Raw genomic sequence first — 24719 nt, 5'->3', positions numbered from 1 at the left:
CTTAATTTCGCAGAGCACAACCAACACTTATCCTTTACAGCACTTTTGAATCACCTCACGGGATTATACGGGCTGCCCGCCGACACGCTTCACGACCTTCTCGACCTTGCCGCCGGGTATCGCGCAGGTCTCAACAGAGAGCCGGAAATCTTCGCCCCGGTGCTTGCCAACCGGCGCGTCGCCCTCGTTTTCTTTGAAAATTCCACCCGCACCCGCTTTTCGTTCGAGCTTGCCGCGCGGCATCTCGGCGCGAGTACGCTGAGCTTCACGGCGGCGTCGAGCAGCGTCAGCAAGGGCGAAACCCTGTCGGACACCATCCGGAACCTCGAAGCGATGAAGGTCGATGCCTTCGTGCTGCGCCATCCATCCTCCGGCGCGGCGGATTTCGTGGCTTCGATCACCGACCGGCCCGTCGTCAACGCGGGCGACGGCACGCACGAGCATCCGACGCAGGCGCTGCTCGACATCCTCACACTCCGGGAGTATTTCGGACGGATCGAGGGGCTGAAAATCATGATCCTCGGCGACATTCTGCACAGCCGCGTGGCGCGGTCGAACATCATCGGCCTCAAGACGCTCGGCGCCGAAATCGCCGTCTGCGCTCCCACGACGCTCCTGCCGGGCCGCATCGACCAGCTCGGCGTACAGGTCTTCACCGGCATCGACGAGGCGCTCGCCTGGGCCGACGCGGCCATCGTGCTTCGCCTCCAGCTCGAACGGGCGACCGGCGGCTTCATTCCGTCGCTCGAAGAGTACTCCGCGCGCTACGGCCTGACCGACGAGAAGCTCGACCGCCTGAAACGCCTCCTGCCGGTGCTCCATCCGGGGCCGATCAACCGCGAGATCGAAATCTCGAATCTCGTGGCCGACCGCATCCAGCCGCCGGGCTATTCGAGCAGCATGCTGATGGAGCAGGTGACCAACGGCGTGGCCGTACGCATGGCCGTGCTGCACCGGCTGCTGGCCAGATAGTCTGGCTGGATCGCTTTTGAGCGAACTCTTTATTTGTTACTTACAATCATCGATCAAGAATCATACGCCATGAAAAAACGCACCTCCATTCTGACCGCCACGGTGCTCTCGTCGCTCTGCATCTCGGCCCCTGCCCGGCCGGCAATGGCCGAATCGGCGCTCAAGCCGACCTTCGACACGCTCTTCGAGCCGCTGCTCGCCGACCCGATGGAGCCACGCATCGCCGTCATGCCGATGCTCGGCAAAAAGCAGCTCCAGCTCGACATCGGCACCTCGGCCGACCTGTACCAGAACGACAGCAAGACCTTCGCTGTCGGCATCGATTTCGCCACCTGGTCGCTCCTGAACCGCACCAGCAACTTCAAGTTCCCGGTGGACTGCATCGACTACATGTTCGGCATCAACACCACTGTCCGGCGCGAGATCAAGGAAAGCCCGCTGCCCTTCGATGAAGCGAGCGTGCGGGTTCGCCTGAGCCACATCTCGGCCCATTTCGAGGATGGCCATACCGACGACAACGGCGACTGGCTCAACCCCGGCGATTCTCCGTTCGGCATTCCCTTCACCTACAGCCGCGAGTTCGTCAACGTGACGGGCGCGCTCTCCGCGCCGGGCCGCCGCGTCTATCTGGGCTACCAGTACATGTACAACACCCTGCCGGACGAAATCAGCCCCAGCTCGTTCCAGGCGGGCGCGGAGATCGGCTTGCCGTACAACGCCTACGTGGCCGCCGACTTCAAGCTGCTTCCGAAATGGCGGCGGGATGAAGCCAAAACCGACGGCTACCGCGGCACCTGGAACCTGCAAGCCGGAATGCGCCTGACTTCGATCGGACTCGAAAACGTCAGAATCGCCGCCAACTACTTCTCCGGCATGAGCCGTCAGGGCATGTACTTCTACAAGCCGGAGAGCTTTACGACGTTGGGAATGATCGTGGATTTGTAAGATTAAGATGATGTGAAAAGGGCGTCCCGGCACCTGGAAGCGCCTGCAATGAAACCGGATTCATCTCGCAATTCCGTAGGGGCAGACCTGCGTGTCTGCCCTGCATTCGATGCTTGGGGAAAGGGCGAACACGCAGGTTCGCCCCTACGAAAATACCAGCACCAATTCTGTTGTAGGGGCAATCCCTTGCGGTTGCCCTCTTCATCTCGCCTCACAGCGTCGAGTCGAAAAACTCCGGGCAGAGGGTGTCGAAGCCACGGCGGAGCCCCGAGTCGATAAATTCGTAGAGGAATGGCGGATAGAGGCGGAAACCGGCCAGCCCGTCGAGCGGCAGCCAGCGGGTTTCGAGGATCATCTGCCGGTCGTCGGGAAGCTCCGGGTCGCGGCCCGTGACGAGCTGGCCGCCGGTCACTTCGCAATGAAATCCGAGCGAAACCGAGTGGTGCCGCTCCCCCTGCCCCGGCAAGCCCGGATGGGGCCAGAGCAGCTCCTTGACGAACACCATCCCGCCAACCGCGCACTCAAGTCCGGTCTCCTCCATCACCTCGCGCCTGAGCGCCTCCTGGAGTGTTTCACCCCGTTCGACAACCCCGCCCGGCAGAATCCAGTAGCTTTCGGGCATGGCCGGATCGTCCGGCGCGAAGCTCCGGTGCTCGACGAACAGCGCGTGGCCGTCCCGGACGCACAGGGCGCTGACTCTCAAATTGACCGGTTTTCTTGAAGGATAGCTCATAAATACTCGGCAGTTACAGTGGGCAAGAGATCGATCGGGAAGCGAACAAGATAGTTCGTCAGAGCCGAACCTCACGCGGCAGGCGCTCATTTTTATTGACCGGCAGACTCTTCGACAGATTTACTCCATTTACTTCAACAGGTTACAATCATTCCGGCAGAGATTTTTTCACGATTGTTAAACGCCGTAAACATCGAGACAACGCATTGAATGACAAGACGTTGCAAACTGCTTAACCATATAACCAAAATGTGCCGAGAGCCAAGCAACGCATCTTTTTTTTGGACTAATCAATACTATTTACTTAATTTAGCTCTAACCATAACCACACCTGTTCTTTTGTATATTTATGTTGCCATTTCGTGAACGTGGCAACTGGCCGCCATCGGCGGTCGAGTTTTTGTCTTGACAATACGCATCACACAACCTAACGGAGAACACACAATGAAAAAAATGCTATCTCTTGCTGCGATGTTCGCAGTACTTGCATACGCATCCCCCGCTTCGGCTGAACTGAAGCTCAGCGGAGACGCCTCCATGCGCCTCAGAGGCCAGTTCGAAGACACTGAAGTCAATGACAACGCAACAACGAATACTGACGATCTCAACTTCGCCTATCGCCTGCGCCTGAAAGCGGCAGCCGACCTTGGCAATGGTTACTTCGTGAAAGCATTACTGACGACCGATACCACAAATAATCTTGGTCTCAGCGCTGATGGCTGGAACACCGTTACTGGCGGAGAAGATGCTGAACTCGACATTTCTCAGCTCTATTTCGGACGCATGCAGGAAAACTGCCACTGGATGGTTGGCCGCCTGCCGCTCAACTCGGTCAACAACCCGATCTTCGATCTGACGCTCTACCCGATCGTTTATGGTATTGGCTCAGGCAGCCCAGTTGGTCTTGCTGACACCGCTGTGGCAACCTACAACATGGACCGCGTCTATGGCCTCAACTATGGTGGCAAGCTCGGTTCGGGTGAAGCCAACGCCACCCTCGTTGTTTTTGACAACAACATGAGAGGTGATCATGCAGGAGAAGGTAATGGCATCTTCAACGATGGCTATGCGCTGCACCTCTCTTACAAGGACAAACTCGGCGAAGTGACCGTCGAACCGCAGGCGATCATCAGCCTCACCAACCTTGACGGACTTGTTTATCAAGGTATCACCCCGAATACCTTCGGTCTCAACATGACCGTTCCTGCCGGCGACGCCAAGATCGGCATGAGCGCACTCTACACTGCCTGTGACGATACCTCTGACGCAGGTGAAGAGGTCGATTACAGCGGTTACCTCCTGAGGCTCAAGGGCGAAGTAGGCAACTTCCTTGCATGGGTTGACTACAACCAGACCAGCGACAAGACCGATGGCAAAGATGACGACTACGACAACCTGTTCGTCTGGGCGCAGTACAAGTTCAACGTGTACGAATCAGCCGCTGGATCGTTCAGCCTCACCCCGACCGTCCGCTACTGGGCTGCTGGATACGAGGACAACGACGGAAATAGCGCTGACGTAGATTACAGCAGGCTCCGCACCGAGCTTGTTGCGACCGTCACCTTCTAAGGTTGTTCCGCAGGACTCAAAAAAAGCCGCAGGCAACTGCGGCTTTTTTATTTCTCATCCTCATCCATCCGGAATGACGCAAATAAACAATTGTATACTTGCTCAAAACAGGTTATATAGTTATATTATTCACTTAGAGGCATCGCATAATATGCGCTGCTTGTTCATCCGATACGGTGATTACATTAAGGCCGGATACTCGGTTTCTCGTACATAAGAATCATCGTCATCTCTACAAGAATCCTGTTCTTTTCGCCATTTCAATCATTCCGGCGAGAGTTTACCACGCCAATACCGTTTAATACCCTGTTTCCGGACAGCGGTGTCCCTTGATGGGATTTCCACCTGCGCTTCAGGCAGGGCAATGGGGTTTTTACATGGTATCCGGCGCATTTTTCCGTCGTTCAATCAACCAAAACAATCTGACTGGCTATGATTACCATCAAAAAAATCATCTGCCCGGTTGACTTTTCTGGCCTCTCCCGCAAGGCAATGCAATACGCAAACGAGTTTGCAAGGCTGTCGGATGCCAAAGTCTTCCTGGTCGGCGTCGTGGAAAACGATCCAACAATGAATTACTCACACGGCCTCGAAAAAGAGAGTTCCGATGAGGAGCAAAAGCTTGCCTCGCTCATCGAAGAAGAGCAGATGGCGGGCGTCGTAGCCGACTTCGCCATTTATGAAGGCTTCCCTGAAGAGTGCATCCTCGACTACGCCAAGCGCCAGGAGGCAGACATCATCATCATGGGTTCGCACGGGCGCAAGGGGCTGAAACGCATGATTCTCGGAAGCGTGGCCGAACACATCGTCAGGCGCGCTCCTTGCCCTGTGCTCGTAGTCAAGGAGAACGAACACGAGTTCATCGACTGATCCGTTAACGGCAACCGTTGACCGAACATTTTACTGTTTTTTTTGTCTTTTTTTCATCAACCCAGGAGCATTTGTATGGCACAAAACTATTCTGCCTCCCACTCCGAAGAGGTATCGAGCACGCGGAAGGTCATTGCGGCCTCTTCTGTCGGCACCCTCATCGAGTGGTATGACTTCTACATCTTCGGTTCGCTCGCGAAGATCATTTCCGAACAGTTCTTCCCGAAAGACAACCCGACCGCCGCATTGCTGGCCACGCTGGCCACTTTCGCCGCTGGTTTCGTCGTCCGTCCTTTCGGCGCGCTCTTCTTTGGCCGCCTTGGCGACCTCATCGGGCGCAAGTACACCTTCCTCGTGACGCTCGTCATCATGGGCGGCTCAACCTTCGTGATCGGTCTCGTTCCCGGCTACGCGCAGATCGGCTTCGTGGCTCCGGCGATTGTCTTCCTTCTGCGACTGCTGCAAGGTCTCGCGCTCGGCGGCGAATATGGCGGTGCGGCCACCTATGTCGCGGAACACTCGCCCGACAACCAGCGCGGCTACTGGACGAGCTTCATCCAGACCACCGCGACCTTCGGTCTGTTCATCTCGCTCGGCGTGATCCTGATCGTCCGTCAGACGCTCGGTCTCGAAGTCTTCAACGACTGGGGCTGGCGCGTGCCGTTCCTGCTCTCGATCTTCCTGGTCGGCGTTTCGGTCTTTATCCGCATGAAGATGTCGGAATCTCCGATGTTCTCGAAGCTCAAAAAAGAGGGCAAGACGTCCACCAATCCGCTCGCAGAGAGCTTCAAGCAGAAAGACAACCTGAAGATGGTGCTTCTGGCCCTTCTCGGCGCGACCGCCGGTCAGGGCGTCGTGTGGTACACCGGCCAGTTCTATGCGCTCTCCTTCCTGCAGAACGCCTGTAACATCGAGTTCGTGCAGAGCAACATCATCATCTCCATCGCGCTCGTTATCGGCACTCCGTTCTTCGTGGTCTTCGGTGCGCTCTCCGACAAGATCGGCCGCAAATGGATCATGATGCTCGGTATGCTCATCGCCGTCCTCTCCTATGGCCCGATCTACAATGCGATGTATGACACCGCCAACCTCAAGAACAAGGTTGAAATCAAGGAAAAAACGGTCGTCGAACACAAGGCCACGGTCAACGGCGCCGATTCGCTGAAGACCACCATCACCAAGAAGGTCTTCGAAGATGGCACGACCTACAAAGAGACCAAGAAAGAGATGTTCCCGGTTGACGCAGCCGCCAAAGCCGCCTTGCCGAAGGACAAGCTGAAACCGGATACCAAGAAAGAGGTTGTCCTTCCGCAGGATCAGTTTATCCGCATGATCGGTTTCGTCTTTATCCAGGTGCTCTTTGTGACGATGGTGTACGGCCCGATCGCCGCGTTCCTCGTCGAGCTGTTCCCGACCAGAATCCGCTACACCTCGATGTCACTGCCTTACCACATCGGTAACGGTGTCTTCGGTGGTCTGGTGCCGCTCATCGCGACAAGGCTTGTCGAGGCATCCAAAGAGCCTGGCTACTCAAACCCGCTCTCCAACCTGATCAATGGTGTTACGGGACATGCTTCCGCAGTTGCCGGTCAGGCCGATCCGCTCGCAGGTCTCATGTATCCGATCCTGATCGCTGGAGTCTGCTTCATCATCGGTACCGTGTACATTAAGAACAAACCTACCGTGATCGATGGCGAATAAACAGGTAACTATCTAAATCAGAACACAATGTCAGCAATTCAAAAAATATTGGGAATCGTGTGGGCGGCCCTTGGCGTCGGTATCATTCCGCTGGCCATCATGCGCGCCATGGCGGAGATCGCCAAAAAGCCCAGCGAAGAGAACTGGATATTCTGGTCCATCGTGATCGTCGTGCTCATGCCGATCATTTCGTTCAGTCTGATCACCTTCGGCGTATTCGCCCTCAAAGGTGAATATGACTCCGTAGACTGATCGGTAACCGGACAGTTCACCGCAAAAGAGGCGCCTCGCAAGATGGCGCCTCTTTGTGTTTGGAGAAAAAGGACTCAAAGGACAGCAGGGACAATAAGGACAGAAATGTTTTATTTGTCTTTGGTGTCTTTTGAGTCCCTGCTGTCCTTTATCGAAACACTCCCATGAACGCCAAGCAACTGCCAGCCAACGCCGCTCTTGCCGAAACACTCGCCACGCTGCCGACCTCGCCCGGCGTGTACCGCTTCAGCAACGATGCGGGCACGGTGATCTACGTCGGCAAAGCGCGGAATCTGCGCAACAGGGTGCGCTCCTACTTCAACAGCCAGTCGAGGCAGTCGGGCAAAACCGCCGTGCTCGTAAGCCACATCGCCGCGCTCGACGTCATCATCACCACCTCGGAGGTCGAAGCGCTGATCCTCGAAAACAATCTCATCAAGGAGCTGAAGCCGCGCTACAACGTCAGCCTCAAGGATGACAAGAGCTACCCCTGGCTGGTGATCACCGCGGAGCGCTTTCCGCGCATCTTCCTCACCCGTCAGGTGCGGCGCGACGGCTCGCTCTACTTCGGCCCCTACACCGAAGCCTCCCAGCTCCGGCTCATCCTCGACCTGATCGGCTCGATCTTTCCCGTCCGGAGCTGCAAGTACAAGCTCACCGAAGAGGCAGTGGCGGCGAAAAAGCACCGGGTCTGCCTCGACTACCACATTCACAAGTGCAAAGGGCCATGCGAAGGGTTGCAGCCGGAGGAGGAGTACCAGGCGATGATCCGCGAAATCGTCACGCTGCTCAAGGGCAAGACCTCGGCGCTCGTTCGCGACCTCAACGCCCGAATGCAACAGAAGGCGACAGAGCTGAAGTTCGAGGAGGCCGCCGCCCTGAAGGCGCAGATCGAGGGGCTGAAGCGCTACGCCGAGCGGCAGAAGATCGTGAGCACCGAAGCGATCGACCGCGATGTCTTCGCGGTGGCGGCGGGCGACGATGATGCGTGCGGCGTGGTGTTCCGCATCCGCGAGGGCAAGCTGATCGGCTCGCGCCATACGTACCTGACCAACACCGGCAGCACTCCCCTGCCGAACTTGCTCGCCTCCTTCATGGAGCACTACTACCTCGAAACCCCCGACCTGATTCCGCAGGAGATCATGCTCCAGGCGGAGCTGCCGGAGGAGGAGATCGAGACGCTCCGGCAACTGCTCTCGTCGCGGCAGAGCGAGCGGCGGCAGGTGCGCTTCACGGTGCCGCGCATCGGCGAAAAGGCGCATCTCATCGCCATGTGCCTCGAAAACGCCGAGCACCACCTGCACGAGTTCATGGCGCAGAAAAAGCTGAGGGGCGAAGTCGCGCGAAAGTCGCCCGCGCTCGAATCGCTCCAGCAGGTGCTGCATCTGGAAAAGCTCCCCGAGCGGATCGAATGCTTCGACAACTCGCATTTCCAGGGTACCGATTACGTCAGTTCGATGGTCACCTTCGTCTCTGGCAAGCCGAAAAAGTCGGACTACCGCAAGTTCAAACTGAAAAGCTTCGAGGGGTCGGACGATTACGCCGCCATGCGCGAAGCGCTCACCCGGCGCTACGGCGGATCGCTCATGGGCGAACTGCCGCTGCCCGATCTGGTGCTCATCGACGGCGGCAAGGGGCAGGTGAACGTCGCCTGGCAAGCCCTCCGGGAGCTTGGCCTCGACCTGCCGGTGGCGGGCCTGGCCAAGCGGCTCGAAGAGATTTTCGTGCCGAATGAGCGCGACCCGTACAATCTGCCCAAAACATCGCCAGCGCTCAAGCTTTTGCAACAATTGCGTGACGAAGCGCACCGCTTCGCCATCACCTACCACCGCAAGCTCCGCAGCGACCGGACGATCCGCACGGAATTGACCGAAATCAGGGGCGTGGGCCAAAAGAGCGCCGAAAAGCTGCTGAAGCACTTCGGCTCGGTGGAAAGCATCTCGAAAGCCTCTCTCGAAGAACTCTCCGCCGTCGCCGGAACAAAAACCGCCGAAAGCATTTACTGCTATTTCAACGGAGGCGGCGCTCCCCAAGCCTGAAAGAATGGCCGGGCGGGGCGCTTTTTTTGAGAAAATTCTGCTATATTGACGATGTTCTTATGATCGTGAAATTTGCACGAACAGGAGTGTATGAGTTTGCTTGATTTTTTCGATGACGACCTGAACCATTCAGCCGGATTCTTTCTGAACAAACCGGAAGGGACCGTTGACCCCGATTCTATCCACGATCCTGAAGAACTTCTCGACCTTATCATCCAGCTAAACGAGGAGGGACTTCACGAGAAATCGCTCGTCGCAGCCCGACGGCTGGAAGAACTCGCCCCTTATAACGCGGAAACCTGGTTTCACCTCGGCAACAGTTTGACACTGAACGGACTTTTCGAGGAGGCGCTCGAAGCGTTTCAGCGCGCCGTTCTGCTCAGTCCCGCCGACAGCGAAATGACCCTGAATCTCGCCCTTGCGTACTTCAATACCGGACGCCTCGATGAAGCGCTCGAAGAGATCGGCGGCGTCGTGACCGATTCCACGACGGAGCGGGATACCTCGTTCTACCGGGGCCTCATCCTGCAACGCCTCGAACGGTTCGAAGAGGCCGAGAAAAATTTCGAGCAGACATTGCAGCTCGATCAGGAGTTCGGAGAGGCGTGGTACGAACTGGCCTACAGCCAGGACATTCTCGGCAAACTCGATGAAAGCCTCGTCGCCTACGACAAAGCCATCGATCTCGACCCGTACAATATCAATGCCTGGTACAACAAGGGGCTTGTCCTGAGCAAGCTCAAACGCTATCCGGAGGCGCTCGAATCCTACGACATGGCGCTTGCCATTTCCGACGATTTCAGCTCGGCCTGGTACAACCGGGCCAATGTGCTGGCCATCACGGGAAGAATCGAGGAGGCTGCCGAAAGCTATACGAAAACGCTCGAAATCGAGCCGGATGACATCAACGCGCTCTACAACCTCGGCATAGCGCAAGAGGAGCTGGAGCAGTACCCCGAGGCGATCGCCTGCTACGAACACTGCATCGAGCTGAACCCGGAGTTTGCCGACGCCTGGTTCGCGCTTGCCTGCTGCTTCGAGGCGCTCGAACAGTACGAAGCGTCGCTCGACGCCATCGGCTACGCCATCGCGGAGATGCCTGAGTGCATCGAGTTCCTCCTGCTCAAGGCGGAGATCGAGTACAACCTCGGACGGCTCGACCAGTCGCTGGCGACTTACGAAAAGATCATCCCCATGGAGCCGGACAGCTCGCAGATATGGCTCGACTACGCAATGGTGCTGCGCGAGGCCGGCTCGATGGATGAATCGATCCGCGCGCTCGAAGAGTCGATCTCGCTTCAGCCGCTCTCGGCGGAGGCGCACTTCGAGATCGCCGCGACCTACTTCGCCATGGGCGACAACCAGAGCACCCTCAAGGCGCTCAGCAAGGCTTTCAAGATCGATCCCGACAAAAAGCAGCTTTTCCAGAGCACCTTCCCTGAACTGTATCAGCAGGATGCCGTGCGCAGGCTGCTGGAAATCTCCTGAACCACCAGCGAAAAGAACATCGTGTCAAACTCCCAGTCCAAAAAAATTTTCGGGCTTCTCGGCAGGCATGTCGATTATTCCTGGTCACCCCTGATTCATAATACCGGCTTCGAGACGCTCGGGTTGCCCTGCGCCTATACCATCTTCAACATCGCTTCGCCGGAGCTTGTCGAGGACGCTCTGAAAGGAAGTCGCGCGCTTGGCATCGCGGGATTCAGCGTCACCATTCCGTACAAGAAAACCGTCGTGCCGTTCCTTGACGAACTCTCGCCTGAAGCGCTCTCCATCGGGGCGGTGAACACCATCGTCAACGACAATGGCCGCCTCCTTGGCTACAACACCGATATCGACGGCTTCGCCGCCCCGCTGCTTCCGATGGCGGAGTCGATCCGGAACAGGCCGGTCTGCATCTTCGGCAACGGCGGGGCCGCGCTGGCTGCCGTCGAAGCCTTCAGGCACCACTTCAATCCCTCGTCGGTGCTGCTCGTGGTGCGGGACACGCAGAAGGCCGAGGATATGCTCGAAGAGTACGCATACCGCGACCTCGTCACCATCTGTTCGGGCCGAGAAATCGACCAGCCCTCGTGCAGCAAGCTGATCCGCAATTGCCGTGTGCTCGTCAACGCCACGCCGGTCGGCACCGCCGGAAGAGCCGATCACGTCCACAACATCCTGCCGACCGGGCACGGCCTCTTGCACGACGGCCAGATCGTTTACGACATGGTCTATAACCCGCTCGAAACGCCACTGCTCGCCGAAGCACGCGCGGCAGGCGCGGCGATCATTCCGGGCATCGAGATGCTCATCGCCCAGGCCGCCCGCGCCTTCTCGATCTGGACTGGCCAGGAGCTGCCCGTCGATCTGGTCAGAAAAACCGTACTCGCTGAAATCGAAAAAAGCGACGCCTGACGCGGAGATTTGAAAGCGGCCTGAATGGTGTTACATTTCGCTGAACTTCATTGATTCTTCAGACAAAGACACTCTTTCATGGCTCTCTTTTATCTGATCGCAGTGCTGGTAGCCCTCTTCGACCGGGCGACCAAGCTCCTCGCCATCCACTACCTGCGTGACGGCAACCAAAGCATTGTCATCATTCCTGACTGGCTCAAGCTGACCTACGCCGAAAACCTCGGCATAGCATTCAGCGTCCGGCTCCTCCCGCCGGCAGGACTGCTGCTCCTGACCCTCGCCATTTCGGCAGGCGTCGTCTGGTATGTCTGGAGATCTGGCAACCGCTCCCCGCTCTTCATCACGGCCTTCGCGCTCATTGTCGGCGGAGGCGTGGGCAATCTGCTCGACCGCCTCATGCTGGGCCATGTGGTGGACTTCATCTATTTCGATCTCTATCATGGCGCGCTGTTCGGGCTTCAGCTCGATCTCTGGCCGATTTTCAACGTCGCGGACTCCTGCATCAGCATCGGCGCGTGTATGCTCGTGCTGTTTCACGAAAAGATTTTCGGCAAGCCATGAGTACGCCGGCCTTCTGCGACATCCACTGCCATCTCTCCTTTCCCGATTTCGACCTTGACCGCGACCGGGTGATCGACGATCTCCTCGCGGCGGGCGTGCGGCGCCTGATCGATCCCGGCACCGGCGTCGAAACAAACCGGCGCTCCATCGAGCTCGCCGCCCGACACGACTTCATCTATTCGAATGTCGGCCTGCACCCTCACGAAACGAACGCGCCGCTCACGCCGGAGCTGTTCGACGAACTGGCGACGCAGGCGCGCTCGCCAAACGTGGTGGGCATCGGCGAAATCGGCCTCGACTACCACTGGCCCGATCACGATGCTGCACTCCAGCAGGCTGCTTTCCGCGAAATGCTGCGGATGGCGATCTCGCTCGACCTGCCGGTGGTGATCCACTGCCGTGACGCCTGGCCGGACATGCTGCGCATCCTCTCGGAGGAGCGCTCCTCCGCCTTGCGCGGCGCGATGCACTGCTTTTCGGGCGACCTCGACATGGCCCGCCGCTGCATCGCTCTCGGCCTGAAGATTTCGATTCCCGGCACCATCACTTACAAAAAGTCGCCGCTGCCTGACGTAGTGGCGTCGGTCAGCCTCGGCGATCTCTGCTCCGAAACCGACGCGCCCTACCTCGCGCCCGCGCCCAAGCGCGGCAAACGCAACGAACCGGCCTTCATCGTCCACACGGTGCGCAAAATCGCCGATCACCGCCCAGAGCCATTCGAAAAGGTCGTGGAAGCGCTCGCGAGCAATGCCAAAACCCTGTTCAGCCTGCCGTGACAGGCGAGGTTCGCCGATTTTGAAATTCAGGCGAACTTGCTTAGGTTGAGCCTCAGACTGAACGCCGCCGGTGAAGCGGAACGATCAAGAGCACCTCATTTAAAGCAACGACAGCACGAACCATATGAACACCACGCAACCGCAGAAATCGCTTCCTGAACCGACCTTCTCCGACCGGATGCTTGAAATCGGCATAAAGTACAAAACGCAGCTTACCGTCCTGTTTGTCGCGCTCTGCCTTATAGCGGGCGGAACGCTCTTCTGGATGCAGAAGAGCCGGGTCGATCAGGCAGAAGCGTCGCTCGCCCTGGCAAAGATCACCCCGTGGATCGAAACCGGCGACATCAACCGGGCGATCAATGGCGAGGGATCGATCAAAGGACTGAACACTATCGCCAAAACTTGGGGCAGTACGCCGAGCGGCAACCTGGCCAAGCTTTACATGGGCAACATTTTGCTCAACAATGGCAAGCCGGACGAAGCGCTCGCGATGTACAAGAGCTTCAAGAGCGACAACAAGGATCTTCAGGCATCGGCGGTTGCCGGAGCCGCTGCCTGCCATGTCCAGAAAAAGGCGTTCGGCGAAGCCGCACCGGAGTACGAAAAAGCTTCGGAGACCGCTGAAAACGAGACGCTCAAATCGATGTATCTCGCTAAAGCCGCCGAAAGCTACGACTCCGCAGGTCAACCCGACAAAGCCGCCAAGCTGCTCGATCAGGTGATCAAAACCTGGCCCGCCACATCGGCTGCCGGAGCCGCCCGGCGCACACTCTTGCGTCTTTCCGGCGCAGGTGTGCAGATACCGCAAATCTGACAGGATATTTTTTCGACACACAACCACATCATCATGCCAGAAAAATTCATCATCAAGACCAGCATGGGCGATATTGCCATCGCCCTGCATGACGACACTCCCCAGCATCGCGACAACTTCGTCAAGCTCGTCGGCGAGGGCTACTACGACGGCATCCGCTTCCACCGCGTGATCGAAGGCTTCATGATCCAGACGGGCGATCCGCTCTCCCGCCACGACGAGAAGCGGATGATGCACGGCACCGGCGGCCCCGACTACCGCGTTCCGGCTGAAATCAAGCACTCCAACAAAAAAGGTACGCTTGCCGCCGCGCGTGACAACAATCCGCAGAAAGCCTCGTCCGGCAGCCAGTTCTACATCAACCAGGCCGACAACGGCTTTCTCGACGGCGAATACACCGTCTTCGGCGTCGTGGAGTCGGGCATCGACGTGGTTGACGCCATCGCTGTGGTGGAGACCGACATGCGCGACAACCCGCTCAAACCGGTGACCATCGAAACCATCACCCCGGTAACCGCCTGATCGTCGAAAGCATGGAAAGCGTCTCGTCGAACCTCGCTGCCGTCAGGGAACAGATCGCTGAGGCCTGCCGAAAGGCGGGCCGGAGCGAAGATGAGGTAACGCTCATCGCCGTCTCGAAGACCAAAAGCGCCGCCGCCGTGCGCGAGGCGTGGGATGCGGGCCAGCGGGAGTTCGGCGAGAGCTACGTGCAGGAGTTTCTCGAAAAGCTCGAAGCGCCCGAACTGTCGGGGCTGCCGCTCGACTGGCACTTCATCGGCCACCTCCAGTCCAACAAGGTGCGCCAGATCGTCGGCAAGGCGGCGATGATCCACGGCATCGACAAGGTGAGCACCGCCGAGGAGCTGTCGAAACGCGCCGAGCAACACGGCATCGACGTCGATTTCCTGCTCGAAGTGAACACGTCGCGCGAAGGCAGCAAGTACGGCCTCGATCCCGGATCGGTGCTCCAAGCCGCCGAAGAGTGCTTCGCCCTGCCGAACGTACGGCTGCGGGGACTCATGACCATCGCCTCGCCCGACCCGGTGGAAGCCCGCCGCGAATTCGCGGAACTCCGCCAGACGCTCGAAAAGCTCCGCCAGAACGCCCCCGACCCGACGCTCCTCACCGAGCTGTCGATGGGCATGAGCGGCGATTTCGAGGAGGCAATCCTCGAAGGCGCAACGATGATTCGCATCGGCACAGCGATTTTCGGGTGGCGGTGAGTGGGGAGAAAGTGGACTTGGTGGACGAATGTAAGAGAATAGAGTGCTGCGAAGTATCGTCTTCATCTTCTGTCCACAATGTTCACAGCGTCCACCAAATCCACATCTTACATTACATTCGCCCACTTCCTCCTCTTCCCCAATTTCCTCTTCTCCCCCTTGCTGCTTATATTGAATGTCTTTTTTTCCTCGCCGTTTCAAACCATTAAAATCACAGGGAATATCATGACTGAACAAAGGCAGAAAATCCGGGAGGCCGTAGAATACATCAGAAAAAAAACCACGGCGGAGTATCCGGTGGGCATCGTGCTCGGTACCGGCCTCGGCGGACTCGTCAAGGAGATCGAGATCGACTTCGCGCTCGACTATGCCGACATTCCCTATTTCCCGATTTCGACGGTTGAAACCCATCACGGTAAGCTGATCTTCGGCACTCTCGCGGGCAAGAAGGTGGTCGCCATGCAGGGGCGCTTCCACTTCTACGAAGGCTACGCGATGGCGCAGATCGTCTTTCCGATCAGGGTCATGAAGGAGCTGGGCGTCAGGACGCTCGGGATCACCAACGCCTGCGGCGGCATGAACCCCGGCTACAGCAAGGGCGACATCATGCTCATCGACGACCACATCAACCTGCTCGGCACAAACCCGCTCATCGGCCCGAACGATCCTGAAATCGGCCCACGCTTCCCCGACATGTGCGCTCCATATTCTCCGAGGATTCTCGACATCGCCGAAAAAGTGGCGCTCGAACACGGCATCAAGGTGCAGCGCGGCGTTTATGTCGCCGTCACCGGCCCGTGCCTCGAAACCCGCGCCGAGTACCGCATGTTGCGCGCCATCGGCGCTGACGTGGTCGGCATGTCCACCGTGCCGGAGGTGATCGCCGCCGTGCATCAGGGCACCGAGGTGTTCGGCATGTCGATCGTCACCGACGAGTGCTTCCCGGACTGCCTCGTGCCGGTCGGCATCGAGGAGATCATCGAGGTCTCCAGCCGCGCCGAGCCACACATGACCACCATCTTCAGAAACGTCGTCGCAAACCTTTAATTCCAAACAAGGCAACACCGATACATGATAGACGCTATCTCTTTTAAAAACGGAACCTTCCGATACCTCGACCAGCGCTACCTTCCCCTGAAGGAGATCTATGTCGAGACACAGAATTATCTTGAGGCCATCGAGGCCATCAAGACTCTCGCCGTGCGTGGCGCTCCGCTCATCGGCGCTTCGGCGGGCTACACCGTGATGCTCGGCATCAACGCCTACCAGGGCGACAAGGCGGGCTTCCCGGCATATTTCGCGAACCTCGTCGCCGAGGTCAACGCCTCGCGCCCGACCGCCGTGAACCTGTTCTTCGCCACGAGAAAGATGCAGGATGTCTATGACGCCAATTACGAGGCCGATTCGCTCGAAGCGCTTTTCGCGAAGATGACCGACATGGCGTACAAAATCCACAACGACGAAATCGACAACTGCGACAAGATCGCTCGCCACGGCGTCGAGCTCTTGAAGCAGGATTTCGCCGACGTGCTCAAGACCCGCAAGCTCAACGTGCTCACGCACTGCAACACCGGCACGCTCGCCTGCTGCGGCATTGGCACGGCGCTTGGCGTGATCCGCCTGGCGTATCAGGAGGGGCTGATCGAGCGCGTCATCACCGCCGAAAGCCGCCCGCTCTTGCAGGGCTTGCGCCTCACCGCCTGGGAGCTGGAGCACGACGGCATTCCGTTCGCCTCGATCTCCGACTCCTCGTCGGCGATTCTGATGCAGCGCGGCATGATCGACTTCGCCGTCACCGGCGCGGATCGCATCGTGGCCAACGGCGATTCGGCCAACAAGATCGGCACCTACGCCCACGCCATCAGCGCGAAATATCACGGCCTGCCGTTCTACATCGCCGCGCCGGTCTCGACCATCGACATCACCATGTCGGAAGGGTCGCAGATTCCGATCGAGGAGCGCGACGCCGACGAGCTGCGCAAAATCTTCGGCACACAGGTCGCCACGCCGACGACTCCGGTGGTGAACTTCGCCTTCGACGTGACCCCCGGCACGCTCATCCGCGGCATCATCACCGAAAAAGAGGCGGTCGTCGGCAACTACAACGAAGGGCTTGCCCGCGTAGTCAACGGCTGATCCATCGCCACAACGCTCACGCACAACGAAAGGCTCCCTCGAAAGGGGGCCTTTTCGCGTTTCCGGCCCCGCCGCCAAATCACCCGACACGATGCCGTAACCGTCGATTTTTCTTTCCCCTAAAACGCCGGTTTCGTACATTTGCATTATACAATTGTTATAAACACTGTTCTTTACATTGCGGCCATTGCTCATCAACATGGGACACCCTGACCCCCGTCATTCGCGTTTCACTTCACCGGAATCCACTGCTTCAGAACCTGGATAACGGCTGATTCAGCGGTGCCCTTCCTCACTATCTTTTCATCAACCAGATTCAGGAGAAGGGCATGAACGACACCGGTTATGATTACTCCGTTGTCCGGGGTTTCGCATTTTCAGCGCTTTTCTGGCTTGTCATCGGGCTTGTCATCGGACTATGGCTCGCTTTCGAGATGTTCGACCCGGCGCTGAACCTGACCCCGTGGCTCAGCTTTGGACGCCTGCGCGTCGTGCACACCAACGGGCTTGGCGTCGGCTTCGGGCTTTCGGGCATTTTCGCCACCGCCTACTACATGCTGCAACGGCTCACGCGTACGCCGCTGCCCTTTCCGCGTCTGGCCAAAGCGCATCTCTGGGTTTTCAACGCCGCCATCGCCGCCGCCGCCGTGACCCTCATGGCGGGCATGAACACCACCAAGGAGTACGCCGAGCTTGAGTGGCCGCTCGACGTCGGCGTGGTCATCATGTGGGTGATGTTCGCCATCAACGTCTTCGCCATTCTCATCAAGCGGCAGGAGAAGCAGATGTACATCTCGCTCTGGTACCTGGTCTCCATGACCGTGACCATCGCGGTGCTCTACATCGTCAACAACCTCGAAATTCCACTCAACCTCTACAAATCCTACAGCATCTACGCCGGCGGCAACGACGCCAACGTGCAGTGGTGGTACGGCCACAACATCGTGGGCTTCATCTTTACCGTGCCGGTGCTGGCGATGTTCTACTACTTTTTGCCCAAGGCCACCGGACTGCCGATCTACAGCCACCGGCTCTCGATCGTCTCGTTCTGGGCGCTGATCTTCGCCTACCTCTGGACGGGCGCGCACCACCTGATGCTCACCCCGCTGCCGGAGTGGATCCAGACGGTGGCCATCGCCTTCAGCATCTTCCTCATCGCCCCGTCGTGGGGATCGGTGGTCAACGGCTACTACACGCTTCAGGGCAACTGGGATCAGATGCGCACCAACTACCTGACCAAGTTCTTCATCATCGGCATCACCTTCTACGGACTTCAGACCTTGCAGGGGCCGTTGCAGGGGCTGCGGACGCTCAACGCTTTCTTCCACTACACCGACTGGGTGATCGGCCACGTGCACATGGGCACGATGGGGTGGGTGACGATGATCATCTCCGCCTCGTTTTACTACATGATTCCGAGAATCACGGACCGCGAGCTGTACAGCGTGAAGCTCGCCAACGCGCACTTCTGGCTCATCCTCGTCGGCCAGCTCGCCTGGACGGTCACGATGTGGATCGGCGGCATCCAGATGGCCGCGATGTGGAAAGCCACCAATCCCGACGGCTCGCTCATGTACAGCTTCCTCGACGGACTGACCTCGCTCTATCCCTACTACAGGATGCGCTTCGCCGCGGGAGTCATCTACTTCATCGGTATCCTTGTCTTCGCCTGGAACATCATCCAGACCGTCAGGCAGGCGCCAGCGGCCACCTCGAAAGCTTAAACCACCAAACCTGAAAAAGGAGTTTGCATCATGGGGATCTATTCAAAACCGGTCGTCTTCGCGGTCATTGCGACGCTGGTCATCCTTGTCGGCACGGTGGTTACGGTGTTCGTGCCGATGTTCATGCCATCGACCCAGCCGGTGAGCGCTTACGTCAAACCCTACACGTCGATCGAGCAGGAGGGGCGCGACCTCTACATGCGCGAGGGGTGCAACAACTGCCACACGCAAACCGTCCGCCCGCTCCGCACCGAAGTGTTGCGCTACGGCGAGTACTCGAAGGCCGAGGAGTTCGCCTGGGATCGTCCCTTCCTCTGGGGATCGAAACGCACCGGCCCCGACCTGAACCGCATCGGCGGCAAATATCCCGATTCGTGGCACTACCGGCACATGCACAGCCCGCAGTCGATGTTCGGAAAATCCAACATGCCGCCATACGGCTGGCTCGCCGAAAACAAACTCGACACCTCCGAGTCATTCAGAAAAACGCAGATTCTCGGCTACGGCTATTCGGAGGCTGAGGTTCAGCAGCAGATCGCCGACTACAAGGCAAGAGTCACCGCGCCCGATTACGACTCGAAAGCCACGCGCGACGAGGTGACTCCGGCGGCGCTGCGGGGCGAGCTGACCGAAATGGACGCCATCATCGCCTACATGCAGAAGCTCGGGCGTGACGTCAAGGCAATGGAGAGTCAGCAATGAACTTTTCGCAGATAGCCTATGTCGCCTTCACCATTATCCTTGCGCTTGTGATGGCGGGCATCATTGCCTACTATTTCAACCCGAAGCGCAAGAAGAAGGTCGAGGAACCCAAATACCGGATGCTCCAGGACGACGACAAAAAAGAGCATCACGACTAATCAGCAACCGTTCAAGAAACCTGTTACGAGGAGGTTCACATGAATGATTCCGGAGTCCCGCAGGAGGGTCACAACAAGATTCCCAAAGGGTGGTTTGCGTTCTTTATCGGGGTGATCGTCTTTCTCGTCGTCTATGTCGCACGCTTCACGCCCGCCATTTCTGGCTGGTCATTCTACAAGCAGTACGACGAGGAGATGAAAGCCGCCCGGAAATCGGCGGCAGCCGCGCCTGCCAATCCCGGCATGTACGTCGGCAAAGCGGAGGCCATCGCCGCGGGCAAGGGTGAATACGAAGCGAGCTGCGCGGCCTGCCACATGTCGGACGCCAGCGGAGGCATCGGCCCGAACCTGAAGGTCGCGCTGAAGTACGGCTCGACGCCCGGCGATCTGTTCGAGTCGATCTCGGCTGGTCGGCCCAACGGAATGCCGCCGTTCGGCCAGCAGCTCGGCAACGACAAGATCTACAAGATCGTCGCCTTCATCGAAAGCCTGAGAAAATAGCTCCTGAAAACGCAGCCCCGGAGGAACCAGGTCCGGGGCTTGCGCTCTTGTAAGCTCTCAACCACACACTGTTCAGCGCCATGCAGATTGTCTGGAAACGTTACCGGAGAGCCGTCGAACTCCTTCAGGCCCTTCTCCTCACCGGCCTGCCGTTCCTGCAAGTCAACGGGCAGAGCGCCTTCCGGTTCGACCTGCGGGAGCTGAACCTCTACTTTTTCGGCTCGGTCATCCGGATCGGCGACTTCTATCTCATCCTCGCGGCCACCCTTTTTCTGCTGCTCTTCATCTCGGCGGTCACGATAATTTTCGGACGGGTCTGGTGCGGCTGGCTCTGCCCGCAGACCGTGCTGCTCGACCTGGCCGAAAGCCTCGCCGCGATTTTCGGCAAGCAGCACCGCAAGACCTTGCAAAAGCTCGTGCTACTGCCGGTCTCGGCACTGGTCTCGATCACCATGATCTGGTACTTCGTGCCCCCGGCGGCAGCCATTCGCGGGCTGTTCACCTCGCCCTTGATCGCCGGATTCTTCATCGTGCTCTGGGCGGTGGTGTGGCTCGAACTGGCCCTGTTCGGGCGCAAATTCTGCACCACGATCTGCCCCTACGCCTTCATGCAGAACACCCTGTTCGACAAGGATACGCTGGTGATCGAGTACGACAAGTCGCGCGACTCCACCTGCATGAAGTGCGACGACTGCGTACGCATCTGCCCGGTCGGCATCGACATCAAAGAGGGACTCAGCAACAGTTGCATCGCCTGCGCGGAGTGCATCGACGCCTGCTGGCTGAAGAGCGGCAAGCGCAACCTGCCACCCTTCCCGAACTACAAGGGCAAAATCATCCGCCCGAAAACCTTCTGGCTCGCGGCCATCACCGCCGCCTCGGCGCTGGTGGTCGTGCTGCTCTTCGCCATGCGTCCGCCGGTCGAATTCACCCTCAGCCGGGTGCAGGAGCCGCTGCCCGCCGGGCTGAACCGCTACGCTTACACGATCTACAACAACACCGGCGAGCCGCTCGAACTGACCATCGAAGCACCGGATGGCGCGACGCTCATCGGCGAGCGCACCGTTTCCATCAAGCCCTTCGGCGAGGCGAGAAACAAGGTGCTCATCAGGGCGGAAGGAAAACGTGACACGGTGAAGCTGACGCTCAAAGGCAGGGATATTTCAATCAGCAGGGAGGCGGGATTTCTGTGAAACCATTCATTATCGCCATTTACGCGCTGTTTCTGTTTGCCATGATCAGCGGCCTCGTGGCGGCATTCCGCAACGCCGATGGACTCGTGGAGCCAGACTATTACCTGAGGCAGAGTAGCTGGTTCCGCGAAAAAACAGAGGAGCGGCGCATCGGCCTCGAAGTCAGAAGACCGGCGTCGATCCGGCCGGGCGAGAACGAACTGACCTTCGTGCTCACTGAACACGGCAAGCCGCTGACAAACGCCGCCGTGAAGCTCTTCATCGGCAAGGTTCAGAGCAGCGGCCAGGATGTAACCCGCGCCATGCGCGAAACCGCGCCCGGCATTTATCAAGCAACGGTCGATGTGCCCGCCAAGGGCAAATGGCTGGTCAGGATCGATCTTTCCGCAAACAACCTAAACACCAGCAAATCATGGTTTTACGACGTTTACTGAAACGCGCCGGAACGGCGCTCCTCCTGGCGATGACCCTCGGCGCGACGCCAGCGCTGGCCGATTACGCCGCCGACAGCAACGCCATCCATAACGGCCCCTGCACCAAACAGGCTGGCAAACGACAAGTGACCCTCGACATTACGCCGAGGCCGGTCAGGCACATGCAGGAGCTGACCTTCAAAGTGACGATGGCCCCGGCGGAAGGGCTGCCCTCGACCCTGATTCTCGACCTCTCCATGCCAGGCATGATGATGGGCAAGAACCAGGTCACGCTGAAGCGGCAACCCGACGGCGCATGGGAGGGCGCGGGCATCGTCGTCAAGTGCAGGAGCGGCCGCACCCTCTGGAAGGCGACCATCCTCTCGCCGGAGCTCGGCAATCCCGCCTTCACCTTCAACGTCCGTGACTGAAGCGAAAGGCTGTTATTACCTGGCGACAACAGATCGTCAAAACATGCAAGAAAAGCGTTTGTCATTCTGAATGAAGCGTAGCGAAATGAAGAATCCATCTTGTTTCCGGACAATAACTTCTGGATTCTTCGCTTCGCTCGGAATGACCGTAAAGCGAGGTTTTGTTGCAAACCAATAGTGATACATTGAACCTCCGGAGTAATCAGACCATCCGCTGCGACCACTGCCTTCTGGAGATGCCCGCTTCGGCGGCGGTGACGGCGGAGATCGATGGCGAGGCCCGCCACTTCTGCTGCCACGGCTGCCTCGGCGCGTACGAGCTGATCCACGGCGAGTCGCTCGACGCTTTTTACAAGCAGCGCTGCGACTGGCAGCCGGGCCGCCCGGCCTTCGCCGCTGTCGATGCGCGGGAGTTCGCGGGCGACGTTGTCACCGACGGCACGACAAGCCGCATCGAGCTGCTGCTCTCGGGCATCCGCTGCGCCTCGTGCGTCTGGCTCGTCGAAAAGGTGCTGGGGCGGCTCGACGGCATCGTGTCGGCGCGGGTCAACTACGCCACGCACCGCGCGACCGTCGAGTGGCGAAACGATTCGATAACGCTCGACAAAATCCTCAAAACGCTCTCCGGAATCGGCTACCTGCCCCGGCCCCTCCGGCAAGGCTCGGAGGTCGAGGCCTTTGCCGCCGAAAAGCGCGACCTGCTCCTTCGCTTCGGCACGGCAGGCTTCTTTTCGATGCAGCTCATGCTCATCATCGCCGCCCTCTACGCCGGATTCTTTCAGGGCATCGAATCGACCTATCGCCTCGCCTTCCAGCTCATTTCGTGGGCGCTGGCCACGCCGGTGGTCTTCTACTCCGGCTTCCCCTTCATCTCCAACGCCCTGCGCTCGATGCGCAACCGGGCGCTGAACATGGATGTGCTGGTGGCGCTCGGCTCGCTCGCGGCCTATTTTTACAGCGTGGCGATGATCTTTACCGGCGGCGAGGTCTTTTTCGACACCTCGGCCATGATCGTCACCTTCATTCTGCTCGGACGCTTCCTCGAAGCTGGATCGCGCCTCAAGGCGGGAAGCGCGCTGGCGGCGCTCGCCGACCTGCAACCCCGCGAAGCGCTGCTTGTCGATGCGGAGGGACAAACCTCGCTCGCGCCGCTCGAACGGATCGGCGAAGGAGCGCTCATTGAGGTGCTGCCCGGCGACCGTGTGCCACTCGACGGCGCGGTGGCGAGCGGCGAGGCCGACGTCGATGAGTCGATGCTCACCGGCGAGTCGGCGCCGATCACGAAAAGCTCCGGCAGCAAGGTCTATGCGGGCACCTGCGCCATCACCGGACGGCTGCGCGTCAGGGTCTCCGGCAACGCGCAGCAGACGCTCTTGGCGAGCATCATCCGCACCGTCGAGGAGGCGCAGGCTCGCAAGGCGCCAATTCAGGGCGTGGCCGACCGCGTCGCCGGATGGTTCGTGCCCGCCATCATCCTGCTCGCGGCGGGCACCTTCGCCTGGTGGCACTTTGCCGGAGCACCGCCGGTCACGGCGCTGATGAATTCCGTCTCGGTGCTCGTCATCGCCTGCCCCTGCGCGTTGGGCCTCGCCACGCCGCTCGCCATCCTCGTCGGCACCACGGCGGTCAGCCGCAAAGGCATCCTCGTCAAGGGGGGCGACATTTTCGAATCGGTCTCCAGAACCACCACCGTCGTGCTCGACAAAACCGGCACCATCACGCGCGGCGCTCCGGCGTTGACCGACGCCTTCGACTACGGCGCGTCCGGCAATTTCACACAGCGCTGCGCCTCGCTCGAAAGCCTGTCGAGGCATCCGGCGGGCCGCGCCATTGCGGAGGGATGGCATGGCGAAATCCTCCCGGTAGAAGCATTCCGCGCCGTGCCGGGCATGGGCGTTTCGGGTGTGATCGAGGGAGAAGCGTGGCTTGCCGGATCACGCGCCTTGCTCGAAAAAGAGGGGGTGGTGATTGACAAGAGTTGCATCGACGCTGCCGACCGGCTCGAAGCGTCGGGCAAAACGACGGTCTTCGTCGCCTGCGACCGCAAGCTCGCGGGCCTGTTCGGCCTGATCGACGAGCTGCGCGACGACGCGGGACGGATGATCGCGGCGCTCCGCTCGCAGGGCTTGCGGCTGATGATTCTCACCGGCGACAATGCGGGCGTGGCGCGGTATATTGCCGGAAAGTGCGACATCACGGAGGTGCGCTCCGGCCTCGACCCCATCGGCAAGGCCGACGCAATCAGGGAGCTGAAACGCAACGGCGAGACCGTGCTGATGGCGGGCGACGGCATCAACGACGCCCCGGCGCTCACCGAGGCCGACACCGGCGTCACCTTCGGCACGGCCACGGGCATCGCCATCGAAAGCGCGGGCGTCACCATCATGACCGACGACCTCGAACTGCTCGGCACGCTCCTCGGCCACTCGCGCAAATGCTTCGCGGTGATCCGGCAGAACCTCGCCTGGGCCTTCGGCTACAACCTCATCGCCGTGCCGCTCGCCGTCGGTGGAGTGCTGCACCCGATCGTCTCGGCGCTGCTCATGGCGACCAGCTCGCTCGTGGTGGTCAGCAACTCGCTCAGGCTCAGAAAACTTTGACGGACAACG

General features: G+C 59.2%; 25 protein-coding genes. 24 read left to right on the top strand and 1 reads right to left on the bottom strand.

Annotated elements, in window-relative coordinates; genetic code table 11:
- Window positions 1-45: 45 nt before the first annotated feature.
- Together FGF66_RS02775 and FGF66_RS02770 are read left to right on the top strand one after the other, a co-directional pair.
- Window positions 46-972 carry an aspartate carbamoyltransferase catalytic subunit gene (locus FGF66_RS02775; protein WP_139456174.1) on the top strand — a complete coding sequence of 309 codons (927 nt, stop codon included), beginning with the start codon at window positions 46-48 and terminating at the stop codon, window positions 970-972.
- 69 nt (window positions 973-1041) lie between these two features.
- Window positions 1042-1917, top strand: coding sequence for a hypothetical protein (locus tag FGF66_RS02770; RefSeq protein ID WP_139456173.1), 876 nt, complete (start codon window positions 1042-1044; stop codon window positions 1915-1917).
- Between the two features lie 211 nt (window positions 1918-2128).
- On the opposite strand, the gene FGF66_RS02765 is transcribed toward FGF66_RS02770, so the two are convergent.
- Window positions 2129-2650 carry an NUDIX domain-containing protein gene (locus FGF66_RS02765; protein ID WP_139456172.1) on the bottom strand — a complete coding sequence of 174 codons (522 nt, stop codon included), beginning with the start codon at window positions 2648-2650 and terminating at the stop codon, window positions 2129-2131.
- Between the two features lie 444 nt (window positions 2651-3094).
- On the opposite strand from FGF66_RS02765, the gene FGF66_RS02760 reads away from it, so the two are divergent.
- From FGF66_RS02760 to FGF66_RS02655, 22 genes are all read left to right on the top strand, one after another.
- Window positions 3095-4219: a porin gene (locus FGF66_RS02760; RefSeq protein WP_139456171.1), complete on the top strand. Its 1125-nt coding sequence runs from the start codon at window positions 3095-3097 to the stop codon at window positions 4217-4219.
- A 432-nt stretch (window positions 4220-4651) separates the two neighbouring features.
- Window positions 4652-5089 carry a universal stress protein gene (locus FGF66_RS02755; RefSeq protein WP_139456170.1) on the top strand — a complete coding sequence of 146 codons (438 nt, stop codon included), beginning with the start codon at window positions 4652-4654 and terminating at the stop codon, window positions 5087-5089.
- A 75-nt stretch (window positions 5090-5164) separates the two neighbouring features.
- The gene (locus tag FGF66_RS02750; protein ID WP_139456169.1) at window positions 5165-6790 is read left to right on the top strand and encodes an MFS transporter; all 1626 of its coding nucleotides are present in this window, start codon (window positions 5165-5167) and stop codon (window positions 6788-6790) included.
- A 27-nt stretch (window positions 6791-6817) separates the two neighbouring features.
- On the top strand, window positions 6818-7042 hold the full coding sequence (locus tag FGF66_RS02745) for a DUF6814 family protein (RefSeq protein WP_139456168.1): 225 nt from the start codon (window positions 6818-6820) through the stop codon (window positions 7040-7042).
- Window positions 7043-7206: 164 nt separating this feature from the next.
- A complete protein-coding gene (gene uvrC, locus FGF66_RS02740; protein WP_139456167.1) occupies window positions 7207-9081 on the top strand; it encodes an excinuclease ABC subunit UvrC in 1875 nt (624 codons plus the stop codon).
- Window positions 9082-9171: 90 nt separating this feature from the next.
- Complete coding sequence (locus tag FGF66_RS02735) at window positions 9172-10569, top strand: tetratricopeptide repeat protein (protein WP_139456166.1); 1398 nt, start codon at window positions 9172-9174, stop codon at window positions 10567-10569.
- A 21-nt stretch (window positions 10570-10590) separates the two neighbouring features.
- Window positions 10591-11478 (top strand): shikimate dehydrogenase, encoded by an 888-nt coding sequence (aroE, locus tag FGF66_RS02730; protein ID WP_139456165.1) that lies wholly within the window; start codon window positions 10591-10593, stop codon window positions 11476-11478.
- Between the two features lie 78 nt (window positions 11479-11556).
- Complete coding sequence (gene lspA, locus FGF66_RS02725) at window positions 11557-12039, top strand: signal peptidase II (protein ID WP_139456164.1); 483 nt, start codon at window positions 11557-11559, stop codon at window positions 12037-12039.
- On the top strand, window positions 12036-12815 hold the full coding sequence (locus tag FGF66_RS02720) for a TatD family hydrolase (protein ID WP_139456163.1): 780 nt from the start codon (window positions 12036-12038) through the stop codon (window positions 12813-12815). Before lspA ends, FGF66_RS02720 begins: the two co-directional genes overlap by 4 nt.
- Before the next feature lie 124 nt (window positions 12816-12939).
- Entirely contained in the window at window positions 12940-13629 is a 690-nt protein-coding gene (locus FGF66_RS02715) for a tetratricopeptide repeat protein (RefSeq protein ID WP_139456162.1), read from the top strand.
- A 33-nt stretch (window positions 13630-13662) separates the two neighbouring features.
- On the top strand, window positions 13663-14151 hold the full coding sequence (locus FGF66_RS02710; RefSeq protein ID WP_139456161.1) for a peptidylprolyl isomerase: 489 nt from the start codon (window positions 13663-13665) through the stop codon (window positions 14149-14151).
- A gap of 11 nt (window positions 14152-14162) precedes the next feature.
- Window positions 14163-14852 (top strand): YggS family pyridoxal phosphate-dependent enzyme, encoded by a 690-nt coding sequence (locus tag FGF66_RS02705; RefSeq protein WP_139456160.1) that lies wholly within the window; start codon window positions 14163-14165, stop codon window positions 14850-14852.
- Window positions 14853-15077: 225 nt separating this feature from the next.
- Complete coding sequence (locus FGF66_RS02700) at window positions 15078-15899, top strand: purine-nucleoside phosphorylase (protein ID WP_139456159.1); 822 nt, start codon at window positions 15078-15080, stop codon at window positions 15897-15899.
- Between the two features lie 24 nt (window positions 15900-15923).
- Window positions 15924-16988 carry an S-methyl-5-thioribose-1-phosphate isomerase gene (gene mtnA, locus FGF66_RS02695; protein WP_139456158.1) on the top strand — a complete coding sequence of 355 codons (1065 nt, stop codon included), beginning with the start codon at window positions 15924-15926 and terminating at the stop codon, window positions 16986-16988.
- 329 nt (window positions 16989-17317) lie between these two features.
- Window positions 17318-18712: a cbb3-type cytochrome c oxidase subunit I gene (locus tag FGF66_RS02690; protein ID WP_139456157.1), complete on the top strand. Its 1395-nt coding sequence runs from the start codon at window positions 17318-17320 to the stop codon at window positions 18710-18712.
- A gap of 30 nt (window positions 18713-18742) precedes the next feature.
- Window positions 18743-19414 carry a cytochrome-c oxidase, cbb3-type subunit II gene (ccoO, locus tag FGF66_RS02685; RefSeq protein WP_139456156.1) on the top strand — a complete coding sequence of 224 codons (672 nt, stop codon included), beginning with the start codon at window positions 18743-18745 and terminating at the stop codon, window positions 19412-19414.
- Window positions 19411-19572 carry a cbb3-type cytochrome c oxidase subunit 3 gene (locus tag FGF66_RS02680; protein ID WP_129050744.1) on the top strand — a complete coding sequence of 54 codons (162 nt, stop codon included), beginning with the start codon at window positions 19411-19413 and terminating at the stop codon, window positions 19570-19572. The genes ccoO and FGF66_RS02680 overlap by 4 nt, the downstream gene beginning before the upstream one ends.
- Before the next feature lie 39 nt (window positions 19573-19611).
- Window positions 19612-20073, top strand: coding sequence for a c-type cytochrome (locus FGF66_RS02675; RefSeq protein ID WP_139456155.1), 462 nt, complete (start codon window positions 19612-19614; stop codon window positions 20071-20073).
- Window positions 20074-20153: 80 nt separating this feature from the next.
- Window positions 20154-21266 (top strand): 4Fe-4S dicluster domain-containing protein, encoded by a 1113-nt coding sequence (locus FGF66_RS02670; protein WP_139456154.1) that lies wholly within the window; start codon window positions 20154-20156, stop codon window positions 21264-21266.
- Window positions 21263-21700 (top strand): FixH family protein, encoded by a 438-nt coding sequence (locus FGF66_RS02665; protein WP_139456153.1) that lies wholly within the window; start codon window positions 21263-21265, stop codon window positions 21698-21700. The genes FGF66_RS02670 and FGF66_RS02665 overlap by 4 nt, the downstream gene beginning before the upstream one ends.
- Window positions 21679-22110: a hypothetical protein gene (locus FGF66_RS02660; protein ID WP_139456152.1), complete on the top strand. Its 432-nt coding sequence runs from the start codon at window positions 21679-21681 to the stop codon at window positions 22108-22110. Before FGF66_RS02665 ends, FGF66_RS02660 begins: the two co-directional genes overlap by 22 nt.
- A gap of 185 nt (window positions 22111-22295) precedes the next feature.
- Window positions 22296-24710, top strand: coding sequence for a heavy metal translocating P-type ATPase (locus FGF66_RS02655; RefSeq protein WP_281279042.1), 2415 nt, complete (start codon window positions 22296-22298; stop codon window positions 24708-24710).
- Window positions 24711-24719 lie beyond the last annotated feature (9 nt).

This window comes from Chlorobaculum thiosulfatiphilum (genome assembly GCF_006265165.1).
GTDB classification, from domain to species: domain Bacteria; phylum Bacteroidota; class Chlorobiia; order Chlorobiales; family Chlorobiaceae; genus Chlorobaculum; species Chlorobaculum thiosulfatiphilum.
This window is presented reverse-complemented; position numbering and strand designations above follow the sequence as displayed.